Origin of the sequence: Dactylosporangium sp. NPDC049742 (assembly GCF_040674675.1) — a bacterium.
Lineage (GTDB): Bacteria > Actinomycetota > Actinomycetes > Mycobacteriales > Micromonosporaceae > Dactylosporangium > Dactylosporangium maewongense.
In genome coordinates this window covers 190,154-207,188 of sequence record NZ_JBFANF010000015.1, presented here as the reverse complement: position 1 = coordinate 207,188, position 17,035 = coordinate 190,154, and the positions used below count along the sequence as shown (strand labels likewise).

Here is a 17,035-nt window from a genome sequence, read left to right as displayed (position 1 = left end):
GGCACGCGCCCAGGTCGCGGCAAGCTTCCTCACCACCACCGGCACCGTCCTCGGGCCGGAGCCGCAGTACTGGGCCAAGTCCAACAAGGACAACCGCTGGCACCCGATCGCCGAGTTCAAGGAACAAGGCGGAGGCATCATCGCGGTGAGCCCCGACGGCTCCACCCTGGCCATTGCCGACATCGAGGACCTGGAGATCTCCCACGTGCACTCGGTGCGCTGACCCCCACGAGCGGTCCGGTCCACCCGCCCAGCCTTGCGGCCAGGTGGAGGATCGGACCGCGTGGCGGCCGTTTGCGCGAGTTCAGGACGAACTACGGCACCTGTGTCGACGTGGCGGCGCAGTGACCGCGTAACCGCCCAGGTGACGTACCGGCGGACGGCCAGCCGTGCCGGTGCGGGCACCGACCTGATCCGGCCGCATATCTCCACCTGGCCCGGGAAGCAATGGCCCCACTGCCTCCCCACGCCCGATGGCGGAGGCTCCCTTCCCACGCCGCCCGATGGCGGAGGTTTCCGATGACCAGCCACGCGAGCACGTCACCGCCGCAGCCGGCGGCGCAGGACCCTCGCGAGCCGGTCGACCTGCTTATGCGCGACCTGCGCTGCACCGCAACCGGCCTGTCCGGCCGCGAAGCCGCCCGCCGACTGCTCGTCCACGGGCCCAACGAGCTCACCCGCCGGCAGCGCCGGCGGTGGTGGCGCGACCTGGGCCGACAGCTCATCCACCCGCTGGCCGTCCTGCTCTGGCTCGCCGCCGCCCTCGCCCTGGCGACCGGCACGCCCACGCTCGCCGTCGCGATCGCCGCCGTCGTGCTCATCAACGCGCTGTTCGCGTTCGTCCAGGAACAGCACGCCGAACGGGCGGTGGAAACCCTCGCCGCCTTCCTGCCTCAGCAGGCCACCGTCGTCCGCGACGACGCGCGGACCACGATCGCCGCCGCCGACCTGGTCCCCGGCGACGTCCTCGCCGTCGAGGAGGGCGAACGGATCTGCGCCGACGCCCGCCTGCTCTCCGGCGCCGTCGAGGTCGACCTCTCCACCCTCAACGGCGAGTCCCGCCCCGCCTACCGCGCCTTCGACCAGACCGACCTCGGCGGGCCCGTCCTCGAAGCCCGCGACCTGCTCTTCTCCGGGACCGTCTGCACCGGCGGCGAGGCCCTCGCCCTCGTCTACGCCACCGGCATGCGCACCGAACTCGGTCGCATCGCCGCCCTCACCCAACGCGTCGGCCACGACCCCAGCCCCCTGGAGATCCAGGTCAAGCGCGTCGCCTGGCTCATCGCCGTCGTCGCCGTCATCGCCGGCCTCGCCTTCCTGCCCCTCGGCACCCTCGTCGCCCACCTCAGCGCCGCCGCGGCCCTCACCTTCGCCATCGGCCTGCTCGTCGCCAACGTCCCCGAAGGACTGCTTCCGACCATCACCCTCGCCCTCGGCATCGGCGTCCGGGAACTCGCCCGCAAGGGCGCCGTCGTCAAGCGCCTCAGCGCTGTCGAGACACTCGGCTCGACCACCGTCATCTGTACCGACAAGACCGGCACCCTCACCCAGAACCGGATGCGGGCCACCACCATCTGGACCCTGCCGCAACGCATCGACCTCGAGGCCGCCGCCCCGGCCCCGGGCAATGTCGCCGGCCTGGTCGCTGGCCTGGTCGCCGGCCGCCTCGCCGCCGTCGTGGCCCGCTGCAACAACGCCACCCTGAACCCCGACAGCGGCGACCCGACCGAGACCGCGCTGCTGCACGCCGCCGCCACCCTCGGCCTCGCCGTCGACGCCGGCGACCGCCGTCGCGCGCAACGCCGCCAGTTCCACTTCGAGCCCGCCCTGCGGCGCATGTCCACCGAGGACGACATCGGTGGCACGCTGCGGCTGCACGCCAAAGGCGCCCCCGAAGAACTCCTGCCGCTGTGCACCCGCATCGCAGACACCGGCGGCGACCGGCCCTTCCTGCCACAGGATCGTGACCGGGTCACCGCCGCGGCGGCCGAGCTCGCCGGCCACGGCCTGCGGCTCCTCGCCGTCGCCGACCGCGCCCTGCCCGGCGACGATCCACCCGCACGGCGCGAAGACGCCGAACGCGACCTCACCCTCCTCGGCCTCATCGCCATGTTCGACCCGCCCCGCCCCGAGGTCGCCGACGCGGTCGCCCGCTGTCACACCGCCGGCATCCGGCTCATGGTCGTCACCGGCGACAACGGCCTCACCGCCACCGAAATCGCCCGCCGCGTCGGCATCGCCACCCACGACACCAGAGTCGTCACCGGTGCCGAGCTCGACGCCATGACCGAACCCGACCTCGACGATCTCCTCGCCGGCCACCGCGAACTGGTCTTCGCCCGCAGCTCACCCGAGGCCAAGCTCCGCATCGCCGACGCTCTGCGCGCCCAAGGCCACGTGGTGGCCATGACCGGCGACGGCGTCAACGACGCCCCCGCCCTGCGCCGCGCCGACATCGGCATCGCCATGGGCCTCGCCGGCACCGACGTCGCCCGGGAAGCCTCGACCATGATCCTGACCGACGACAACTTCGCCACCATCGTGACCGCCGTCCAGGCCGGCCGGCGCGTCTACGACAACGTCCGCAAGTTCATCCTGTACATCTTCGCCCACGCCACCCCGGAGGTCGTCCCGTTCCTCGTCTTCGCCCTCGCCGGCGGCGCCGTCCCGCTGCCCCTCGGCGTCCTGCAGATCCTCGCCGTCGACCTCGGCACCGACACCCTGCCCGCCCTCGCCCTCAGCCGCGAACCCGCCGAACCCGGTCTCATGCACCGCCCACCCCGCCGGCGCGAACAGCACGTCATCAGCGGGCGAATGCTGATCCGTGCCTGGCTCGTCCTCGGCGGCGTCGCCGCCGCCTGCGTCCTCACCGCCTTCTTCGTCACCCTGCACGCCGGCGGCTGGCACCCCGGCGACCCGACCGGCCCAGGCACCCCGCTCCACCACACCTGGCAGCAGGCCACCACCATGGCCTTCCTCGCCATCGTCGCCTGCCAGGTCGGCACCGCCTTCGCCGCCCGCACCACCACCGCCTCCCTGCGCGCCGTCGGCCTGCTCACCAACCGCCGCCTGCTCTGGGGCATCGCCTTCGAAGTCACGTTCGCCGCCACGCTCGTCTACACCCCGCTGCTGCAGCACGTGTTCGGCACCGCACCGCCCGACCCCGCGCAACTCGCGCTGCTCCTACCGTTCCCACTCGCCGTCTGGAGCGCCGACGAGATCTGGCGGTCCGGCATCCGCCGCATCGAACGACGACGCGAGACCCGCACGCCGCACCCCACGACGCCGTCCTTGCCGAAGTCGAGGACAGCGGTGATGTGGCAGCCCTCGAAGCGTTCACAGCGATCATCGACGCGGAGACGGACACCCAGCACAGCGAACCCGGGCGCTGACCGCGTCGTGCCGGACGCTCACGCGGGCCACGCCGCGTGAGCGGCTGCGCTCACCCGTGCGTGATTCGTTCCCACCAACTCGGTGGTTCGAGCGCGTGGGTGGCCTGCACGGCCGTGGTCGCGGCAGTGGCCAAGGCGGTGAACTTGAGCGTGCCGGCACTGGTGCCCGCCGCGATGCGGCTCGGCAAGGCGCCCACCGTGTCGATCCGGTACGTCAGGCCGGGCCAGCCGACCACGTCCACGTCGCCGGTCGCGGCGAGGTCGGTGCTCCTGCCCGTCGGGCCCCGGAGGGTCGCCACGACCTCGCCGGCGTGCACGGCCTTGTACTTGTGCAGTAGGCCGCTGCTGGCCTGGATCAGGCGACGGCTGGCCTCGAAGGCGTCCGCCGGGCTCGGGCCGGGAGCGAGCACGGCACCGATGACCCTGAACCGTTGCCCTTCCGCGGAGAACTCGGCCGCGAAGAGCAGGCAGCCGCCGGCCTCGTCGGTGAAGCCTGTCTTGATGCCCACGAGGCCGTCCTTGCCGAGTTGGGTGTTGACGTTCTCGACCTGCCCGACCACGGGCAGCGTGGCCTTCGGCATCGCCACGATCTGCGCCAGCACCGGCACCTGCATCGCCACCCGGGCCAGGGTGACCTGGTCGGCGGCGGTGCTGACGGTGGTCGGTGCGAGCCCGGACGGGTCGGTGTACTTCGTATCGGCCATCCCGAGCTGGGCCGCGGCCTGGTTCATCTTCGTGACGAACGCGTCGCTGCTGCCGGCGTCCCACCGGGCGAGGATGTGGGCGACGTTGTTGGCCGAGGGCAGCAGCAGAGCCTCGAGGGCCTGCCGTTCGGTGAGCACCTCACCGGCGACCACCTGGACCACCGACTGGCCGGAGGCCAGCTGGGCCGGGTAGGCGGCGGCCTCCTCCGGCGAGACGATCAGCGTGGGGCCGTTCTCGTCGAGGCGCAGAGGATGATCCCGCAGGATCAGGTACGCGGTCATCACCTTGGTGACGCTGGCGATCGGCACGGGCCGCGACCCACCGGAGCTGCCCACCCGGCCGAGTCCGTCAATCTCGACCGTCGCCTGCCCGGCCTGCGGCCACGGCAACACCGGCGCAGCGCCCGGGATCGTGTACGTCTGCGGCAAGGTCTGCTTGATCTGCGGCGCCGGCACGGTACTGGTGAGCCTGAACGTGACGAACCCGCCGGCGGTGAGCGCGACGACCGCCGCGGCCACGGTCAGCCACAGCCGCAGCCTCTGACGACGAACCGGCGACGGCGCAACCACCGGCTCAACACTGATCTTGGACAACCGAACCCCCACGGCGGATCGCTCGAAGGTCTAGCCGCGGCACGAACACGGCAAGCCGCCGCTACCCAGCGCGACCGCCGGCTAACGTCCGAATCGCTCGATCGACTCCAGGCGGCCGGGAAGCCGGCAGCGATACCGCCGGCGCAGTGCCGCGGTCCGGGCGTGACGCCGCGCCTGACGGAGGCGGCGTGTCACTGGACGTTCGGCATGGAAGGCAACGCGTGCTGTTCTGACGGTGTGTGGACGGGACCACGCGTACCGTCGCCGGTCGCCACTGCGGCCAGCACCGCGAGGATCGTGCCGCCGGCCAGCACCGCCAGCAGCGGCGGCAGCGCGCCGACCGGTGGCTGCCAGACGCCCGTGAACGGGTCGAGGCGCGCGCCCGGGCCGGACCGGAAACGCGTCATCACGAACGCCAGCAGGTACACGTGCAGGGCTGCGGCCGTGAAGGTCAGGACGGTGCAGTAGGGGCGTAGCCGGTGCCGCGAGGCGAGGCGGCGTTCGAATTGCGGGGCGCAGGCGGCGCACAGCACCACGCCGGTGGCTGCCGGCATCGCGTACCGGCCTTGCGCGAACCAGCCGATGATCGGCAGATAATGCAGTTCCAGGGTCAGGAGCAGGCCGAGGCAGGCGGCGCCGAGTGCGGCGGCGACGAGGGTGAGCCGGCGGCCGCCGTGGATCAGGCTCGGCACCACCACGGCGACCAGCAGCAGGCACCACGCCGCGGTGACCACCAGCGGTGGCTTGGTCTCGCCGTAGTCGAACTGGCCGACGACCTGCCTGAGATAGAACGGGATGCGCCGGGTGGCCAGGACCTGCGCGAGTTCCGACGGGGCGAGGTGCTGGGCGTCGCGGACGACCGCAGCGACGCCGGCCACGCCGGAGTACGCCATCCAGCCGAGCGAACCGGCCAGACCGAGCGACCACGAGCCGGCAACGATCCAGCGCGTCTCGCGGCGCCGCCACAGCTGGGCGATGCGCCCGGGGCGGGCCAGCGCCACGCACGCCGTCACGATGAGCGTCAGCAGCGCGGGCCCGAGTTGGCGGACGGTGAGCAGCACCAGCGAACCGACCCCGACCAGCACGAGCAGGCGGCGCACAGCGCGGTCGCCGAGCAGTGCGTCGGGCGCGCGCAGCAGGGCGAGCAGCCCGCAGCAGACGGCAATGCCCGCGGCGATCTCGAGGCCGTTCGGGTTGACCGAGCCGGCCAGGTTCGCCGCCATCGGCGTCGCGGTGAGCACGACACCGAGCGCGAGCAACCGGCTGCCGAGCCGCAGCGCGGCACCGGCCGCTCCGGCCAGGAGGGCGGCCGCGGCCAGCGCCGACATGAGCCGGGCGAGCAGGATGCCGGTCCGGTCGGGTGCGATCACCAGCGGCGCACCGACGAGCAGGTAGTAGACCGGGCTGTACCTGGCCGCCCCGCTCGGGGTGAGGACGCGGGCCCGGTCGGTGGTCCAGCGCTGGCAGTCGGCCGGGCGCGCCGGGCGGGGCGCCCAGGCGCAGTCGACGTTGCTGTTGCTGGGCATCAGGCTCGCCGGCACCAGGAACGCGGGCTTGCGGTCGTCTCGCCGGTCGACGACCGTGCGGTGGGTGGTGAGCTGTCCGGTGGTCACGGCGTACGCACGGGCGATGTGGTCCTTCTCGTCGTACGTGCCGTTGACCGGCAGCGCGAGCGCCCACCCCGCTGCGATCAGGAAGAACGCCGGCAGGTAGAGCCACCACCGCGGCGCGGCTCCCGCGACGCTACTGCGCCGCATGGAGGGCAGAAAGTACCGACATGGGATCCCCGTGAGTGACGGACGCGTGTGCGAGCGGCCCACTCGTACCCGGGCACCGGTTCGTAGGGGGTGAAAGACGGGGTTGATGTCGCAGGACGCCACGGCCGCCGGTCCACCTGGTCCATAGGTTTCTCCTGTCCGACGTACTCGTGAACAGGAGCCGGCCCGGTGACCTCTCCGGATGAACCGCACCGGTCCGGTGATTCGGTGAACGACCGGCCCGGCCGCGCGCGCGGCCGGGCAACCGTGCCGGCCGACCGGAAGCAGCGCGTGTGCGGCCGGGCAACCGTGCCGGCCGACCGGGACCAGCGCGCGTGCGGCCGGGCGACCGTGCCGGGCGACCGGAACCAGCGCGCACGGCCCAAGGCTCCGTCGTGGGCGCGGTGGTGCATCGCGCTCGGCACGACCCTGGTCGTGCTGGCCGCCGCGGTGCTCGTGGCGAAGGAGGCCCTGCTGTCGTACGCGACGCGCGGCGTCGTCGAGCAGAACCTGCTCGGCGACACCGGCAGCTGGGCCCAGCAGCCCGGCCACCCGTCAGTCACAGGGGCGAAGAACATCCTGCTCGTCGGTGTCGACGCCCGCCCCGGCCAGGACCCTCGCGAACCCGTACGCTCCGACTCGATCATCATCCTGCACATCCCGGCAACGTATGACGCCGCGTTCATGGTCTCGATTCCTCGGGACACCTGGGTCGAGGTCCCGCCGTACGACAACGGGGCCAGGCAGTACCCGGGCGGCGACGACAAGGTCAACGCCGCGTTCGCCTACGGTGGCAACGGCCTCACCGGGCCGGCCGCCCGCCGCCATGCCGTCGAGCTGCTCGCCCTGACGATCAAGAAGCTGTGCGGGGTGACGTTCGACGGTGCGGGGATCGTCGACTTCACCGGCTTCCAACAGGTCGTCAACGTGCTCGGTGGAGTCGACATGTACGTGGACCAGGAGACCACGTCCGTGAGCATCGGTCACAACAGCACGGGCGGGACGGAGGTCCCGTTCCGGCAGTACACCAGAGACGACGGCGGCCAGGGCCTGGACCCGGTTCCGGGCGTGACCCCGGTGGTCTACCACGTCGGCTACCAGCACCTCGAACCGTGGCAGGCCCTCGACTACGTCCGGCAACGCGAGACCCTGCCCAACGGCGACTACGACCGGCAACGCCACCAGCAACAGTTCATCAAGGCCGTCTTCAAGAAAATGCTCAGCAAGGACGTGCTCGCCAACCCGGTGCGGTTCAACAAGGTCATCGAGGGCGCAGGCAAGGCGATCACCATCGACAGCGGTGGCATCGACCTGGCCGACTGGGCGTACGCCATGCGCGGCGTGAGCAGCGACAACGTGGTCACCATCAAGACGAACGAGGGCACGTTCAACCGGTCGCCCGGCAACGGCACGGCCGAAGACCTCGACCAGACCAGCATCAACCTGCTCACCGCCGTCCGGACCGACCAGGTCAAGGGCTTCCTCGCCGCCCACCCCCAACTGGTCGCCTGACGCCGGTCGCGCAGCAGCGAAGCGAGGCGTTCTTCGAACTGATCGTGGAGGGTGGACCGCGGGTTTCTACCGCTATCCGTAACGGCATCGAACCTCGGGCGCCGCCCTCGAGCCGCTGGCGATCAACCTGAGCAGAAGAGGGTCCGTCAATCGTGTTGGTCGTGGCCGGTGTCAGGTGACGCGTCGAGGGCGATGAGGCAGGCCACTACGTCGTGGGCATCCGGGGATCCGAGGCGGGTGTGCAGGGCCAGGGCGTGTTCATAGTGGTGCCGGGCGCGGACGAGGTCGCCGAGCATGTGGTGGGCGCGGCCGGCACCGGTGTGGGCGCGGGCCTGCTGATCGGGGATGACGCTGGTGCTCAGGGCGGTGATGTGGTGGGTCAGCGCGTCGGCAGGGCGGCCGGCGGCGAGGGCGGCTTCGCCCAGGCCGTTGAGCGCTCGGATTTCGCCGCCGCGCTCACCTGACTCCCGGAAGAGGGTGAGGGCCCGCCTGTGGAGCGCGATGGCCTGGTCAGGCCGGCCGAGGTGGGTCTGGACACTGCCGAGACCGAACAGCGCCCAGGCTTCCCCGCGCGGGTAGCCGGCCTGCCGGTACAGGGCCAGCGCCTGCTCCTGGCGGTCGGCGGCTTCCTGGTAGCGGCCCAGCCCCATCTCGGCGAGGCCGAGGTTGTGCAGCGCCATGGCTTCGCCGATGGTGTGGGAGGTCTGTCGGTACAGGGCCAGTGCCTGCTCGAGGTGGTCGGCAGCGGCCTGATGGCGGCCCAGGTGGTCCTCTGCAACACCGAGGTTGTGCAGCGCTATGGCTTCGCCGGTGGTGTGGGAGGTCTGTCGGTACAGGGCCAGCGCCTGCTCCGAGCGGTCGGCGGCGGCCTGGTAGAAGCCTCGATGGTCCTCGACGACGCCGAGGTTCGTCAGCACGCGGGCCTGGCCGACCAGGTCGCCGGCCTGCTGGAACAGCGCTGACGCCTGGACGAAATGCTCCGTGGCCAACTCCAGCCGGCCGAGGCGAATGTTTGTGCCGCCGAGGCCGAGCTGCGCGTGGGCCTGCCCGGCCGGATCACCGGCCTGCCGGGCGGCGTCGCGAGCGTGTGCGTGGATGGTGAGCGCGTCGATGTAGTGGCCGCTCTCGAGATAGCGGTACAGGGTCATCGACAACTGCACGGCGTGGGCGGGCCAGCCGTGGGTGGCAGTGTGCACGGCAGCGGCCACCAGGCAGGGCCGTTCGGTGTCCAGCCACCGCCGGGCGGTGCCGGGGTCGGCCAGGTCCGGGGTCGGGGTGGTGGCCGGCGTGGCGGTGCCGGGCCGGCTGTGGGCATCGACGTGGCGCAGGTGTTGCGTGGCGGCCGCGGCGGTGACCAGGTAGTAGTCGAACAGCCGGGTCGACGCCGCCCGGCGGTCGGCGTCGGCGTCGTGCGCGGTGGTGAGGGTGGTGGCGTAAGCGCCGAGCAGGTCGTGCATGCCGTACCTGGCCGGGCCGGTGGGATGCACGAGGTGGGCCCGGGCGAGCCGGTCGAGGGCGAGGCGCGCCTGCGACAGGCTGGTGTCGGTGAGCGCAGCGGTGGCGTAGACGTCGATGTCGGGGCCGGGGTGCAGGCCCAGCAGCCGGAAGGTGCGGGCGGCGTCGACCGGTAGGTGGCGCATCGACCAGGAGAACACTGCCGTGACGGCGGCGCGGGGGTCGCCGTCGACGTCGAGCAGGTCCAGGCGGTGCTGTTGGTCGGCCAGTTCGACGACCAGGTCGGCCAGCGGGGTGGTGGGGCGGGCGACGGCGAGTTCGGCGGCGACCCGCAGCGCCAGAGGCAGATGGGCGCACTGGGTGGCGAGGGTGGCCGCGGCGTCGGGGTCGGCGTCGACGCGGTGGCCGATGAGCCGGCGCAGCAACGTGATCGCGTCGGCCGGGGGGAGCAGGTCGAGGTCGAAGCGGTGGGCGCCGTTGACGGCGACCAGTCCGGCGAGGCTGTCGCGGCTGGTCACCAGGACCATGCAGGAACCGGTTCCGGGTAGCAGGGGCCGGACCTGGTCGACGGTGGCGGCGTTGTCGAGCGCGATGAGCATGCGTCGGCCGGTGAGCTCGGTGCGGTAGCGGGCGGCGCGTTCGTCGAGGCCGGCGGGGATGTCGGTGCCGGGCACCCCGAGGGCGGTGAGGAACCGGACCAGCACCTCTGCGGGGGTGGCGGGCTGGTCGGGGTCATAGCCGCGCAGGTTGACGTACAGCTGCCCGTCGGGGAACCGGTCGAGGGTCTGGTGTGCCCAGTGCACCGCGAGGGCGGTCTTGCCCACGCCTGCCGTGCCGGCGATCGCGGAGATCACCACCGCGGCCGGCCGGTCATGGTCGTCGAGCAGCTCGGTGAGCTGTCGCAGCTGGCCGGTACGGCCGACGAAGCCGGCCACGTCGGCGGGCAGTTGCGCCGGAACGGGTCGTCCATGCGCCGGGGGAGTGCCGGCGGCGCTCGTCGGAGCCTTGTCTGCGGGCTGCTGGTCGGTGCCGTCGAGCGCGGACCGGCAGAACCGGTCCCGTTCGTCACCGGCCAGCTCGAAGGCGTCGGCCAGCAGTCGCACCGTTGCAGGCCGGGCGCGGCCGGTCTGGCCGGCTTCGAGGTTACGGATGGTGCGCACGCTCACACCCGTTGTGGCTGCCAGGTCTTCCTGCGTCATACCCAGCCGCCGGCGGTGGGCCCGTACCTGCGCGCTGAACATCCGATCCTTTCCGTACAGGCCCCGGCACCCGCTGGGCCAGGACCGGCGCATGGGCCCTGACCGATGCCGTGCCCATGATGCCAACGGGCGAAGTTGCCGGTCAACTGCCGCCCATTGACCTGGCGGTCACCACCGCGTCCGGCGATCGTAAGGAACGTCCGGCGAAGGTGCCGGTACCAGGTATCGGCATTCGCCAAGGAAGACGCGCGCCAGGGTGATGGACCGGCAAACGGGGGCGGCCCATCACCCTGGGGGGATGCGACGCCGGTTCGACCGGCGCGTCCGGTCACGCCATCACCGTCGCTGGGCGGTTCTGTGCGGCGGGGGCGAGGTCGTCCAGGTGCACGCCACTGCGTTTCACGCGGGCCGAACGACGCCCAGCCGCCCAGAACCGCCGGCGGTCAGCCGGCGCGGGTGATCCGCAGCGTCAGGATGTCGGTGCGCACCGTGATGTGGCCGTGGAAGAGGGCCAGCTCTTCGGCCGTGTAGCCGATCTGGGTGGCGCTCACCAGCGGGTGCCCGAGCGGCACTCCGAGGCGGTCGACGGCCTCCTCGTCGGCCAGGACCGCGGCGAAGTCGATCTCGGCGCGGCGGACCGGCATGCCGGTGGCGCCGGCCAGGAACTCGAACATGTCGTGGTCGATGCTGAGCAGGCCCGACGGGTCGAGGTCCCGGCCGCCGACGGCGAGCGGGAGGTGGTCGCGGATCCAGGCCGCGGCCACCCCGTCGACGGCGAAGAGGCGGTCGACGCGCCACACCGTGTCACCGGGCGCCAGGCCGAGGACCTTGGCGCAGTCGTCCGGGCAGGCGGTGCGGCTCACCGACGCGTCCTGGAGGGCCGGGCTGTGGCCCGAGGCGGTGATGCGGTCGCGCAGCGCGGTGACGTCGCTGATCGAGACCGGGACCCGCTCGGCCGGCTCCCGGACGAACGTGCCGACACCCCAGGTGCGGGTCAGGAGGCCCTCGGCGGCGAGCTGGCCGAGCACCTCGCGCACGGTGGCGCGGCTGACCGTCAACCGGTCCGCGAGCTCCCGTTCGTTGGGTAGCTTGTCACCGTTCAGGAACTCGCTGCCGATCAACTCGCGCAACTGCATCTGCGCGGCCTGGAGCGCGGTTTCGCGCCGAGCCATTCAGTCCCACCTCTCCGCCGTCCAGAGTGTAATAGCGCCGGCCGCTACCAGACCTGTTCGAGCACGCGCAGGGTGTTGCCCCCGATGACCTTGGCGATCTCGTCGTCTGAATAGTCGTGTTTGACCAGCCAGCCGACGATGTTGCCGAACGCCTCGCCCGGGTTCTCCAGGCCGGAGACGTACTCCACCCGGGGGTGTGACGGCTTCTTCCCGCTGTCGTGGGCGTAGTTGCCCGCGTACGTGTTGTGCACCCCGACGTGGTCACCGAACATCGTGTCCGGGCCGAACGTGACGTGGTCGATGCCGACCAGGTCGACGCAGTACGTGAAGTGGTCCATCACCGACTCGATCGAGTGCTCCAGGTGCTGCTCCGACAGCGTGGTGTGCGGCGCCGCCTCGATGCCGATGACGCCGCCCCGCTCGGCGCACGCGCGGATCACCTCGTCCGGCTTCATCCGCGAGGTGTCCCACACCGACCGTGCGCCGGCGTGAGTGATGAACACCGGCACCCGGCTGGCCTCGATCACGTCCAGGCAGGTCTGGTCGCCGCTGTGCGAGATGTCGATGGCGATGCCGAGCTTGTTCATCCGGTCGACGGCGCGCCGGCCGAAGTGGGTCAGCCCGCCGTCGCGCGGCTCGGAGAGCCCGCCGCCGAGCATGTTCGCCTGGCTGTACGCGACACCGAGCTGCCGGACGCCGAAGCCGTACAGGATGTCGATGCGGTCCAGCTCGTTCTCGATCGGGGTGCAGCACTCCAGCCCGGCGACCAGGGCGAGCCGGCCGTCGCGCTTGGCGGCCCGGATGTCGTCGACCGACGTGGCCAGCCGCACGTGGTCCTGCTTGTACAGGTCGCTCATCCGCATCCCGAGCGCGTAGATCAGGTCGTTCCACTTCCAGCCGTTCTCGCTGGTCACGCAGGAAGCGCCGGCCATGAAGTTGTCGAAGACCGCGGTCAGGCCGGAGCGCGCGAGCCCCTCGTACCCGGTCCGCTGGCGCGCTGTGCGGTTGTAGGCGCGCAGCTGCCGCACGTCGGACGGGAGGACCACGGGGTGCTCGTGCAGCGAGATCGCGACGTGCTCGGCGAGGAGCCGGGTCACCCGCTGCCGCTGCGCGTCGGAGAGCCCGAGGTCGTGTTCGGGCACCCGGCCGACCTCCGAGGCCAGGTCGAAATCCCGGTAGTCGAGGTGCGGCTCAAGGTACGAGTAGGACTTGTGGCCCTGGTACCGGGTCGCGGGTTCTTGCAGCACAGCACATTCTCCTTATGCGGCGGGCAGCGGATAGTGGCAGGCGACCGATCGCCCGTCGCCGGTCAGCAGCGGCTCGACGTGGGCGCAGGTCTCCGTGGCCTGCCAGCAGCGGGTCCGGAACCGGCAGCCGGACGGCGGGTCGACGGGGCTCGGCGGGTCGCCCGCGAGCAGGATCCGCTGCCGTTCGGCCCGGCCCACGGGCTCCGGTACGGGGACCGCCGACAACAGCGCCTTGGTGTAGGGGTGCTGCGGCGCGTCGTACAGCGGCGCCTCGGGTCCGGTCTCGACCAGCTTGCCGAGGTACATCACCGCCACCCGGTCCGAGATGTGCCGGACCACCGACAGGTCGTGGGCGATGAAGACGTACGCCACGCCGAGCTCGCGCTGCAGCCGCTCCAGCAGGTTGACCACCTGGGCCTGGACCGAAACGTCGAGCGCGGAGACCGGCTCGTCGCAGATGATGACGTCAGGCCGCAGGGCGAGCGCACGGGCGATGCCGATCCGCTGCCGCTGACCGCCGGAGAACTGGTGCGGATAGCGGTCCAGGTGCAGCGACGGGTCGAGACCGACCAGCTCGAGCAACTCCTTGACCCGGTCCAGCCGACGCCGGCGGTCCACCACGTCCGGGTGGATCTCGAACGGCTGGAGCAGGATGTCGCGCACGGTGCGCCGCGGGTTCAGCGAGGTGTACGGGTCCTGGAGCACGATCTGGATCCGCCGGCGCAGCTCCCGCAGCCGGCGGCCCCGCGCGGTGTGCACGACGGCGTCGCCGAAGCGCACCTCGCCGGACGTCGGGCGTTCCAGCCCGACCAGCATCCGGGCGAGCGTGCTCTTGCCGCAGCCGGACTCGCCGACGACCCCGAGGGTCTCGCCGCGCCGGAGGTCGAAGGACACCCCGTCGACGGCCCTGACCACCCCGCCGGACGTGAAGGGCAGCCGGCCCTTCACCGGGAAGTGCCGGACCAGGTTGTCGACCCGGAGCACCGGGTCATCGGTGGCTGACATGCAGCAGCTCCTCCCGGTGGTGGCAGGCGCTGGCCCGGCCGTGCGGCAGCGGCGACAGCGGCGGCAGCGTGGAACGGCAGGTGTCGTCGGCACGCGGGCAGCGCAGGTGGAACGGGCAACCGGCCGGCAGGCGCGCCGGGTTCGGCGGCGCACCGGGGATCGCGTACAGCTCCTCGTCGCGCCGGTCGACCCGGGGCATCGAGGCGAGCAGCCCTTCGGTGTACGGGTGGGCCGGGCCGCCGAAGACCTGCTCCACGGTGGCCCGCTCGACGAGCCGGCCGGCGTACATCACCGCCACGTCGTCGGCGACCTCGGCGACCACGCCCAGGTCGTGCGTGATGAGCAGCAGGGCCATCCCGCTGTCCCGCTGGATCTCGGCGATCAGCCCCATCACCTGGGCCTGCACCGTGACGTCGAGCGCGGTCGTCGGCTCATCGGCGATCAGCACCGCCGGTTCGAGCGCGATGGCCAGCGCGATCATGATGCGCTGCCGCATCCCGCCGGAGAACTGGTGCGGGTAGTCGCGCACCCGGTCCCTGGCGGCCGGGATGCGCACCCGGTCGACCAGCTCGACCGCGCGCCGCCGGGCGTCCGACCGCGACAGTCCACGCCGGACCCGCAGCAGCTCGCTGAGCTGCTCACCGACCGTGTAGACCGGGTTCAGCGCGGCCATGGCGTCCTGGAAGACCATGCCGATCTCCTCGCCGCTGACCTTGTCGCGCTGCTTCGCCGGCAGCGTCAGCAGCTCCCGGCCGCGCAGCCGCACCGATCCGCTGACCTGCGCCGGGGGCGCGTCGAGAATGCCCATGACCGCTTGCGCGGTGACGCTCTTGCCCGAGCCGGACTCGCCGAGGATGGCCAGCGTCCGCCCGGGCTCCAGGGCGAGGGACACGCCGTTGACCGCCCGTACCGGCGCGCTGCCCGGCCCAGGGAAGCTGACCCGCAGGTCCTCGACCTCCAGCAGCGCCATCACACGACTCCGGCCTCGGCCAGGAAGTCCCGGACGGTCCGCTGGAACAGCTCCGGCTCCTCGAGCTGGGGGGAGTGGCCGGACTGCTCGAACACGACCAGCCGGGCGTCGGGGATCAGCTCCGCGATCGTCTCCGACGCGGCCACCGGCGTGCGCCAGTCGTGCCGGCCCACGGTGACCAGGGTCGGGCAGGTGACCGACGGGAGCTTCGGCTTCAGGTCGTACCGCGGCATGTTCTGCCCGAACGCCGCGTTGTGCGTCCGGTAGTGGAACCGGGTCGCGGCCAGCTTGGCGGCGTCCTTCGCCGGGTCGTGCTGGTGGTCGTAGAGCGGCAGGATCGCCTTCCAGTACTCGCGCAGCTGCTCGTTGCTCTCGAACCGGCCGGTGCCGATGCGGTCGATCGCCCACTGTGGAATGACGGTCCGGTCGGTGGACTTCGCCCGCTCGACGGCGAGGTGGTCGTGCGCGGTGTCGGCCGCGGTGTCCCGCAGCACGAGCGCCGAGACCCGGTCGGGGTGGGCGACGGCGTACTCCAGCGCGATGAACCCGCCGTACGATCCGCCGGCCATGACGATCCGCTCGTGGCCGAAGTACGCGCGGATCGCGTCCACGTCGGCGACCCACTGCGCGTGGGTGAACGGCTCGTGGTCGCTGGACTCGCCGGAGCCGCGGGCGTCGAAGACGATGACCCGGAACGTGTCGGCGAACGGGCCGAACGACCGCTTCGGCTCGGACCGGGAGCCCAGGCCCGGCGCGCCGTGGTGCACGATCATCGCCGGCCCGTCCTGCGGGCCGAACGCCTCGACCACCAGCTCGGCGCCGTTGACGGTCAGCCGCTCATGGAAACTCATCGGACCTCCTCGATGACGGTGGACGCCAGGTCGCGGGGGTGGCTGGTGAGCCGGCGCGGTCCGGCCGCCTCGACCAGCACCGTGTCGGAGATGCGGTAGCCAGCGTGCCCCGGCACGTACACGCCGGGTTCGCTGGACAGCAGCATCCCGGGGGCCAGGACGGTGGTGTCGCCGTCCTCGACCCACGGCGGCTCGTGGTTCTGCAACCCGATCCCGTGGCCCTGCCGGTGCCGGATGTAGTCGCCGAGACCGTGGCCCCGCAGCACGTCCAGGCAGATCTTGTTGACCTCGGCGCAGGTCCGCCCGGCCACCATCGCCTGGGTGCCGACCTCCTGCGCCTCCCGGTCGGCCTCGTAGTAGCGCTGCTGCTCCGGGGTCGGCTCGCCGATCACGAACGTCCGCTCGCTCTCCACGAACCGGCTCGCCACCGCCGCGCCGAGCGAGAGGATCAGGGTGTCGCCGGGCCGGACCCGCCGCCGCGTCGGCAGGCCGTGCGGCAGCGCCGAGTTCGGCCCGGCGTAGACGAGCCCACCGGCGAGCTTGGTGGTGTAGACGACCATGTCGTAGTCGGCGTACATCCGGTCCGTGCCGTAGCCGATGACGTGCCGGGCGATCTCGTCCTCGCGGGGCAGTTCGTCGCCCCGGCGCAGTGCGTCGGCGATCAGCTCCCGGCCCGCGGCCAGCATCTCGTCGCAGATGCGCGCCGCCGCCTCGTGGAACGGGATCTCCTCGGGCCGCTTGCGCAGCCGCAGCCTGGCCACCGCGTCGGTGGTCTCCAGGGTGGTGGTCTCGCCGAGGGCCGCCGACAGCGCGCGGAACGCCCCGACCGACACGCCGGCGCCCACCCCGATCCGGCGCGCCCCGCGGCCGGCCAGCGCCGCGGCGAGCGTCTGCTCGGCGGTGACCACGCCGGGGTACTCGAAGTAGCTGACCGTCTCGACCGTGACCCGCTGCTGGACGGCGTACTCGTCGTCCAGACGGGGGATCACCAGCAGCGGGTCGCCCGAGCGCGGCATCCACAGGTACACCGGCCGCTCGGTGGCGATGTAGAAGAACCCGCAGAGGTATGCCACGTCAGCGGGGGAGGTGGCGAGGAAGCCGTCGAGGCCGCGTTCGCCGAGCGCCTCGGTCAGCTCGGCGCGGACGGACGAGTAGAAACTGTCGGGCAGGCGCACGG

The 17,035-nt window shown here is 72.1% G+C and carries 12 protein-coding genes; 3 read left to right on the top strand and 9 right to left on the bottom strand.

The genetic code is table 11. The features are described from left to right. A partial coding sequence (locus tag AB0J72_RS21020) for a hypothetical protein (protein ID WP_363401093.1) occupies window positions 1-223 on the top strand: 223 nt, incomplete at its 5' end. Window positions 224-519: 296 nt separating this feature from the next. Continuing rightward, a complete protein-coding gene (locus tag AB0J72_RS21015) occupies window positions 520-3,432 on the top strand; it encodes a cation-transporting P-type ATPase (RefSeq protein ID WP_363401091.1) in 2,913 nt (970 codons plus the stop codon). A gap of 10 nt (window positions 3,433-3,442) precedes the next feature. Here the strand turns inward: AB0J72_RS21015 and AB0J72_RS21010 are convergent, their stop codons facing one another. Then, a complete protein-coding gene (locus AB0J72_RS21010; protein ID WP_363401089.1) occupies window positions 3,443-4,666 on the bottom strand; it encodes a D-alanyl-D-alanine carboxypeptidase in 1,224 nt (407 codons plus the stop codon). A 215-nt stretch (window positions 4,667-4,881) separates the two neighbouring features. Next, the gene (locus AB0J72_RS21005; RefSeq protein ID WP_363401087.1) at window positions 4,882-6,447 is read right to left on the bottom strand and encodes a DUF2142 domain-containing protein; all 1,566 of its coding nucleotides are present in this window, start codon (window positions 6,445-6,447) and stop codon (window positions 4,882-4,884) included. Window positions 6,448-6,675: 228 nt separating this feature from the next. Between AB0J72_RS21005 and AB0J72_RS21000 the strand changes: the two genes are divergently transcribed. Further along, window positions 6,676-7,959, top strand: a complete 1,284-nt coding sequence (locus AB0J72_RS21000) for an LCP family protein (RefSeq protein ID WP_363401085.1) — start codon at window positions 6,676-6,678, stop codon at window positions 7,957-7,959. 146 nt (window positions 7,960-8,105) lie between these two features. Here the strand turns inward: AB0J72_RS21000 and AB0J72_RS20995 are convergent, their stop codons facing one another. The 7 genes from AB0J72_RS20995 to AB0J72_RS20965 form a co-directional block, all read right to left on the bottom strand. Further along, a complete protein-coding gene (locus AB0J72_RS20995) occupies window positions 8,106-10,655 on the bottom strand; it encodes a tetratricopeptide repeat protein (protein ID WP_363401083.1) in 2,550 nt (849 codons plus the stop codon). A 401-nt stretch (window positions 10,656-11,056) separates the two neighbouring features. After that, a complete protein-coding gene (locus AB0J72_RS20990; protein ID WP_363401081.1) occupies window positions 11,057-11,785 on the bottom strand; it encodes a GntR family transcriptional regulator in 729 nt (242 codons plus the stop codon). Window positions 11,786-11,829: 44 nt separating this feature from the next. Then, window positions 11,830-13,032: a membrane dipeptidase gene (locus tag AB0J72_RS20985; RefSeq protein ID WP_363401079.1), complete on the bottom strand. Its 1,203-nt coding sequence runs from the start codon at window positions 13,030-13,032 to the stop codon at window positions 11,830-11,832. A 12-nt stretch (window positions 13,033-13,044) separates the two neighbouring features. Then, entirely contained in the window at window positions 13,045-14,037 is a 993-nt protein-coding gene (locus AB0J72_RS20980; protein WP_363401077.1) for a dipeptide ABC transporter ATP-binding protein, read from the bottom strand. Then, window positions 14,021-15,007, bottom strand: a complete 987-nt coding sequence (locus AB0J72_RS20975; RefSeq protein ID WP_238006920.1) for an ABC transporter ATP-binding protein — start codon at window positions 15,005-15,007, stop codon at window positions 14,021-14,023. The genes AB0J72_RS20980 and AB0J72_RS20975 overlap by 17 nt, the downstream gene beginning before the upstream one ends. Next, window positions 15,007-15,858, bottom strand: coding sequence for an alpha/beta hydrolase (locus AB0J72_RS20970; protein ID WP_344508875.1), 852 nt, complete (start codon window positions 15,856-15,858; stop codon window positions 15,007-15,009). Before AB0J72_RS20970 ends, AB0J72_RS20975 begins: the two co-directional genes overlap by 1 nt. After that, window positions 15,855-17,033 carry a Xaa-Pro peptidase family protein gene (locus tag AB0J72_RS20965; protein WP_363401075.1) on the bottom strand — a complete coding sequence of 393 codons (1,179 nt, stop codon included), beginning with the start codon at window positions 17,031-17,033 and terminating at the stop codon, window positions 15,855-15,857. Before AB0J72_RS20965 ends, AB0J72_RS20970 begins: the two co-directional genes overlap by 4 nt. Window positions 17,034-17,035 lie beyond the last annotated feature (2 nt).

Coding starts and splice junctions, on each gene's coding strand:
- AB0J72_RS21005 (WP_363401087.1), bottom strand. CDS start 6,447: ATGCGGCGCAGTAGCGTCGCGGGAGCCGCGCCGCGGTGGTGGCTCTAC.
- AB0J72_RS20980 (WP_363401077.1), bottom strand. CDS start 14,037: ATGTCAGCCACCGATGACCCGGTGCTCCGGGTCGACAACCTGGTCCGG.
- AB0J72_RS21015 (WP_363401091.1), top strand. CDS start 520: ATGACCAGCCACGCGAGCACGTCACCGCCGCAGCCGGCGGCGCAGGAC.
- AB0J72_RS20970 (WP_344508875.1), bottom strand. CDS start 15,858: ATGAGTTTCCATGAGCGGCTGACCGTCAACGGCGCCGAGCTGGTGGTC.
- AB0J72_RS20995 (WP_363401083.1), bottom strand. CDS start 10,655: ATGTTCAGCGCGCAGGTACGGGCCCACCGCCGGCGGCTGGGTATGACG.
- AB0J72_RS20990 (WP_363401081.1), bottom strand. CDS start 11,785: ATGGCTCGGCGCGAAACCGCGCTCCAGGCCGCGCAGATGCAGTTGCGC.
- AB0J72_RS20975 (WP_238006920.1), bottom strand. CDS start 15,007: ATGGCGCTGCTGGAGGTCGAGGACCTGCGGGTCAGCTTCCCTGGGCCG.